Annotated in this window: 1 rRNA gene; it reads right to left on the minus strand. The window is 52.8% G+C overall.

The window, feature by feature from the left end:
* Nucleotides 1-812, minus strand: a 23S ribosomal RNA gene (locus UR504_RS21515); the annotation flags it as partial.

The following is an 812-nucleotide window of genomic DNA, read 5'->3' on the forward strand; positions in this document are numbered from 1 at the left end:
GTCGCTGCCGCAGCTTCGGTGCATGGTTTAGCCCCGTTACATCTTCCGCGCAGGCCGACTCGACCAGTGAGCTATTACGCTTTCTTTAAATGATGGCTGCTTCTAAGCCAACATCCTGGCTGTCTGTGCCTTCCCACATCGTTTCCCACTTAACCATGACTTTGGGACCTTAGCTGGCGGTCTGGGTTGTTTCCCTCTTCACGACGGACGTTAGCACCCGCCGTGTGTCTCCCGTGATAACATTCTTCGGTATTCGTAGTTTGCATCGGGTTGGTAAGCCGGGATGGCCCCCTAGCCGAAACAGTGCTCTACCCCCGAAGATGAGTTCACGAGGCGCTACCTAAATAGCTTTCGGGGAGAACCAGCTATCTCCCGGTTTGATTGGCCTTTCACCCCCAGCCACAAGTCATCCGCTAATTTTTCAACATTAGTCGGTTCGGTCCTCCAGTTAGTGTTACCCAACCTTCAACCTGCCCATGGCTAGATCACCGGGTTTCGGGTCTATACCCTGCAACTTAACGCCCAGTTAAGACTCGGTTTCCCTTCGGCTCCCCTATACGGTTAACCTTGCTACAGAATATAAGTCGCTGACCCATTATACAAAAGGTACGCAGTCACACCACGAAGGTGCTCCCACTGCTTGTACGTACACGGTTTCAGGTTCTTTTTCACTCCCCTCGCCGGGGTTCTTTTCGCCTTTCCCTCACGGTACTGGTTCACTATCGGTCAGTCAGGAGTATTTAGCCTTGGAGGATGGTCCCCCCATATTCAGACAGGATACCACGTGTCCCGCCCTACTCTTCGAGTTCACA

It is taken from the genome of Enterobacter sp. 241F3 (genome assembly GCF_034106785.1).
GTDB classification, from domain to species: Bacteria; Pseudomonadota; Gammaproteobacteria; order Enterobacterales; family Enterobacteriaceae; genus Enterobacter; species Enterobacter vonholyi.